We start from the raw sequence: 4,671 nt of genomic DNA on the forward strand, positions 1-4,671 counted from the left end.
TCGCGGTCGCGACCGCGCAGGTTCTGGACACCGCGGAGCGGCTGGACGCCGCGCGCATGGCCGGTCCGTCGCTGCTCGCCGGATGGTCGCGGGCGCATGTTCTGAGCCATCTCGCCCGCAACGCCGACGCGCTGGGCAACCTCGCGCACTGGGCGAGCACGGGGGTGCCGACGCCGATGTACGGGGCGGGGAACGCGCGCGAGGCGGCGATCGAGGCGGGTGCGCACCGGCCGCCCGAGGAGGTCCTGGCGGACCTGCGGACCGCGTCCGCCCGGCTGAACGCCACGCTGGAGGCGATGTCCCCGGCCGCGTGGGGCGCGAAGGTGGCGGGGCGCGACGGGCGCGAGTTCGCCGCGGTGCAGCTGCCCTACAAGCGCATCCGCGAGCTTTACATCCACCACGTGGACCTGGACGCGGGTTGGACCCCGGCGCACTGGCCCGGCGACTTCGCGACACGCGAACTGCTGGACGCCGCCGCGTCGTTCCGGGGCCGGCCGGACACCGTGCCGCTGCTCCTGCACGACGAGGACTCGGGGCGCAGGCTGGCGATCGGGCCGGAGGACCACGCACCGGTCGCGGTGGTCTCGGGGCGGCGGCGGACGCTGCTGGCCTGGCTGATCGGGCGTACCGGCGGGGACGGGCTGGTGATGGACCCGGCGGGGGCGCTGCCGCCGCTCCCCGCGTGGCAGTGACCGCCGGGCGGCGAGCGGTCTGGAGCGTACCGGCGCCGAGCGGGAGGATGGAGCCATGACGACGTATCACGGCTCGGTCAAGGTCGGCGGCACCCCGGCGGTCCGCGAACTGGCGCACCTGATCATCACGAAGGTGGCGGTCGGCCCGTACGACAACGACTGCTATCTGCTGCGCTGCCGGGCGACCGGCGAGCAGTTGCTCATCGACGCGGCGAACGACGCGGAGACGCTGCTGCCGATGTTCTCGGACGGCCTCGGCCAGGTGCTGACCACGCACCGGCACCAGGACCACTGGCAGGCCCTCGACGCCGTCGTGGCGGCCACCGGCGCGACCACGCTGGCCGGGCGCTTCGACGCCGAGGAGATCCCGGTGCCGACCGACCGGCTGCTCACGGACGGCGACACCGTCTCCGTCGGCCGGGTCGAGCTGTCCGCGATCCATCTGGTCGGCCACACGCCGGGCAGCATCGCGCTGGTGTACGACGACCCCCAGGGGCACCCGCACCTGTTCACCGGCGACTGCCTGTTCCCGGGCGGCGTGGGCAACACCTTCGGTGACGACGCGGCGTTCCGCATGCTGATCGACGGGGTCGAGGAGAAGATCTTCGGGCGGCTTCCGGACGAGACCTGGGTCTACCCGGGCCACGGCAACGACACGACGCTCGGGGCCGAGCGGCCGAGCCTCGCGGAGTGGCGCGCCCGCGGCTGGTGACGCGTCGGGGCCCCGGGCGGCGTCAGAAGCGCAGCAGCGCGGTTTCGATGGTGGTTCCGGGGCCCATCGTCATCATTATTGCGAATTCTCCCTTTTTGGTGATCCGCTCGGCGCGCAGGCGCTCCAGGGAGAAAAGGAACGAACCGCTCGAAACATTGCCGAAATCGCGAAGTATGCCCGTTGTGTTCCGAAGATCGCCGTCGCTCAGGGCAAGCCCGGTACGCACCGCCTCGACCACTTTCCGGCCGCCGGAATGCACGCACCAGTGGGCGATGTCGTCGCGTGTGAGGCCGTTGGCCGCGGTCAGCCGGTCGACGAGCGGCCCGGCGTACTGGGCCACGACGCGCGGCACGTCGCGCTCCAGGATGAAGCGGCGCTTGCCCTCGGACGCGTCCCACTCGACGCGCATCGCCTCGATGGCGTCCGGCACCAGCAGGCTCGCGAAGTCCAGCAGTCGCGGGCCCGCCGCGGCCGACTCCTCCGGCCCGGCGTCGCCGCGCAGCACCACCGCCGCGGCGCCGTCGCCGAAAAGACTGTTGACCACGGCCGCGCCCAGCGAACCGTCGTGGATGAACGCGCCGGAGAACGACTCGACGCACACCAGCGCCGCGGGGCGGCCCGGGTGCTGCTGCGCCCACGACGCCAGCGGGCCAAGGGCGTTGAGGCCCGCGTTGCAGCCCATGCCGACCACGTCGACGCGGCTCGCCGCCGGGTCCATGCGCAGCGAGGCCATGACGCGCGCGCTCAGCCCCGGGACCATGAAGCCGGTGCTGGTGGCGACGGCGAGGTAGCCGAGTTCGGCGGGCGCGATGCCGGCGTCGTCGGTCGCCGCGCGCAGGGCGCGTTCCGCCAGGTCGAGGTGGCGGGTCTCCTTGTCGACGCTGCCCTCGGGCAGTGTCAGGTAGCGGCGCTCGATGCCGCCGTTGAGGAAGAACCCGACGGCGCGCTCGTCGGTGACGCCGAAGCGGTCGACCAGTTCGCGCTGGGTGTAGGAGGTGGCCGGGACCGCGGTCCCGACCCCGGCGACGACCGGCCCGGTCCGCGCGGGCGGCCTTACTTCCTGTGCCGCAAATGCCGCTTCCGGGGAATTCCGGGCGGTCGGCAGCAGGGCAGAAACTGAGGTATCCGACTTTTCCGAAGATCGTGGCACGGGCGCCAACGTAGCAGGTGGCGGAATTCCACGGTCGGAATTCCGCCACCTTTTTCGTACTAACTCAGGACCGACCCGTCACTGCTGTTCCGCGGACTCCAGGTCCCTTCGGTCCGCGGCCGCGGCCTCCGCCTCGGCGTCCGCCCTCGACTTGCGGAGGCTCAGCACCGTGGTCACCGTCAGCGTCAGGACGATGAAGCCCAGCGAGAGCGGAATCCCGATCTCCGGAACGTGCACGCCCTGGCCGTGCAGCGCCTCGAAGACCAGCTTCACGCCGATGAATCCGAGGATCACCGAGAGGCCGTACGACAGGTACACCAGCTTCTTCAGCAGACCGCCGATGAGGAAGTAGAGCTGCCGCAGACCCATCAGCGCGAACGCGTTGGCGGTGAAGACGATGTACGGCTCCTGCGTGAGGCCGAAGATGGCCGGGATCGAGTCCAGCGCGAACAGCACGTCCGTGGTACCGACCGCGATCATGACGATCAGCATCGGCGTCACGAAGCGCTTGCCGTGCTCCTTCACGAAGAGCCTGGTGCCCCGGTACTCCTTGGTCGTCGGGGCGACCTTCTCGACCCAGCGCAGGACGGCGTTCTCCTCGAACTCCTCCTCCTCGTCGGAGCGCGCCTCCTTGATCAGCTTCCAGGCGGTCCAGACGAGGAAGGCGCCGAAGAGGAAGAAGACCCACGAGAACGTCGACACGACGGCGGCGCCGAGGCCGATGAAGATGCCGCGCAGCACCAGCGCGATGAGGATGCCGATCAGCAGCACGCGCTGCTGGTACTGGGGCGGCACCGCGAACTTGCTCATGATCAGGACGAACACGAACAGGTTGTCGACGCTGAGCGACTTCTCGGTGATGAAGCCCGCGAAGAACTCGCCCGAGTACTGGGCGTCGGAGAAGAGCCAGATGCCGATGCCGAACACGACGGCGAGGGCGATCCAGAAGACGCCCCACAGCGACGCCTCCTTGAGGGTCACTTCGTGGGGCTTGCGGTTGACGACGAGGTCCACGGCCACAAGGGCGAGCAGGACCACGATGGTCACGATCCAGGTGGTCAGCGAAACATCCACAAATGCCTCCGGCAGACGTGGCAGGGTGCGTCGATGCCGGAGGTCTCTTCCGCCCGGATGCGCCGCCGAGGGCCCTGGCCGGACCGGCACGCCGGACACATCGCTCCCACTGCGCCATACGGACGCAGGCCGATATGTCGTATTGACGACGGTGCCGTGGGGGAATACTCCCCTCCGATGTGCCCCAGCATGGCAGAAGGTAAAGTAAAGACCAAGTAAGCCTTTACCTTTTCGTGGCACTCGTGGCGGGGGTCACCCCTTCGTCGGACTGCTCCGGGGGCTTGGGTACGGCCTCGGCACGGGCTCAGGCCCGGCCCGCCTCCGCGGGCTCGAAGCCGCGGCGCGGCCGCAGGCGCCCCTGGTACGCCGGGTACGCGGGCGCCGCGCCCGGCCGTACGCCCAGCTCCAGTCCCCGCGCCCCCGCGCTCGCCAGTAGCAGCGGCAGCAGCCGGGCCGTCACGCGCGCGTCCGCGAGCGCGGCGTGCGCGTCCGGGAACTCCAGGCCGAAGTGCGCGCAGCACGTGCCCAGCTTGTGGTCCGCCAGATCGAGGCCCGCCGCCTTCGCCAAGCGCATCGTGCACAGCGCCGGGACGGTCGGCACACCAACCCCGGACGACGCGAACTCCGCCTCCAGGAAACGCTGTTCGAACGAGGCGTTGTGCGCCACCACCACCGCGCCGGCCAGCAGCGCCGCCAACTCCCCCGCGATGTCCGGGAATCGCGGCGCCCCCGCGACGTCCCGCGCGGTGATGCGGTGCACATGCGTGGCCCCGACCCCGCGGCCCGGGTCGAGCAGCGTCGTCCACTCGCGCAGCACCCGCCCGTCGCCGCCCACCCGGACGACGCCGATCTCGACGATGCGGTCGCCGCGGCCCGGCGAGAACCCGGTGGTCTCCAAGTCCACGACCGCGAACTCCAGTTCCGCGACGTCGACCACCCCGCCGGACCCCTCGGCGGCACGGGGTCCGGGAACGCCGGCATACGAGAACACGCTTTGCACTCCGAGGGGTTCGTCCGACAGCCAGGGCTGCGGGGGGGGGGGG

At 71.0% G+C, this 4,671-nt stretch carries 5 protein-coding genes; 2 read left to right on the top strand and 3 right to left on the bottom strand.

All coding sequences use genetic code 11. The annotated features are described in order from the left end of the window. The coding region (locus ACRX5S_RS17015; protein ID WP_436773779.1) for a maleylpyruvate isomerase family mycothiol-dependent enzyme at positions 1 to 692 on the top strand (692 nt) is incomplete at its 5' end. A 55-nt stretch (positions 693 to 747) separates the two neighbouring features. Continuing rightward, entirely contained in the window at positions 748 to 1,404 is a 657-nt protein-coding gene (locus ACRX5S_RS17020; protein WP_436773780.1) for an MBL fold metallo-hydrolase, read from the top strand. A gap of 22 nt (positions 1,405 to 1,426) precedes the next feature. Here ACRX5S_RS17020 and ACRX5S_RS17025 read toward each other — a convergent pair whose 3' ends face one another. The 3 genes from ACRX5S_RS17025 to ACRX5S_RS17035 form a co-directional block, all read right to left on the bottom strand. After that, on the bottom strand, positions 1,427 to 2,554 hold the full coding sequence (locus ACRX5S_RS17025) for a type III polyketide synthase (RefSeq protein WP_436773781.1): 1,128 nt from the start codon (positions 2,552 to 2,554) through the stop codon (positions 1,427 to 1,429). A 78-nt stretch (positions 2,555 to 2,632) separates the two neighbouring features. Beyond that, entirely contained in the window at positions 2,633 to 3,628 is a 996-nt protein-coding gene (locus ACRX5S_RS17030; RefSeq protein WP_436773782.1) for a TerC family protein, read from the bottom strand. A gap of 304 nt (positions 3,629 to 3,932) precedes the next feature. After that, complete coding sequence (locus ACRX5S_RS17035) at positions 3,933 to 4,619, bottom strand: 3'-5' exonuclease (RefSeq protein ID WP_436773783.1); 687 nt, start codon at positions 4,617 to 4,619, stop codon at positions 3,933 to 3,935. Between the last annotated feature and the right edge of the window lie 52 nt (positions 4,620 to 4,671).

Origin of the sequence: Yinghuangia sp. YIM S09857 (assembly GCF_051388915.1) — a bacterium.
Classification (GTDB): Bacteria; Actinomycetota; Actinomycetes; order Streptomycetales; family Streptomycetaceae; genus Yinghuangia.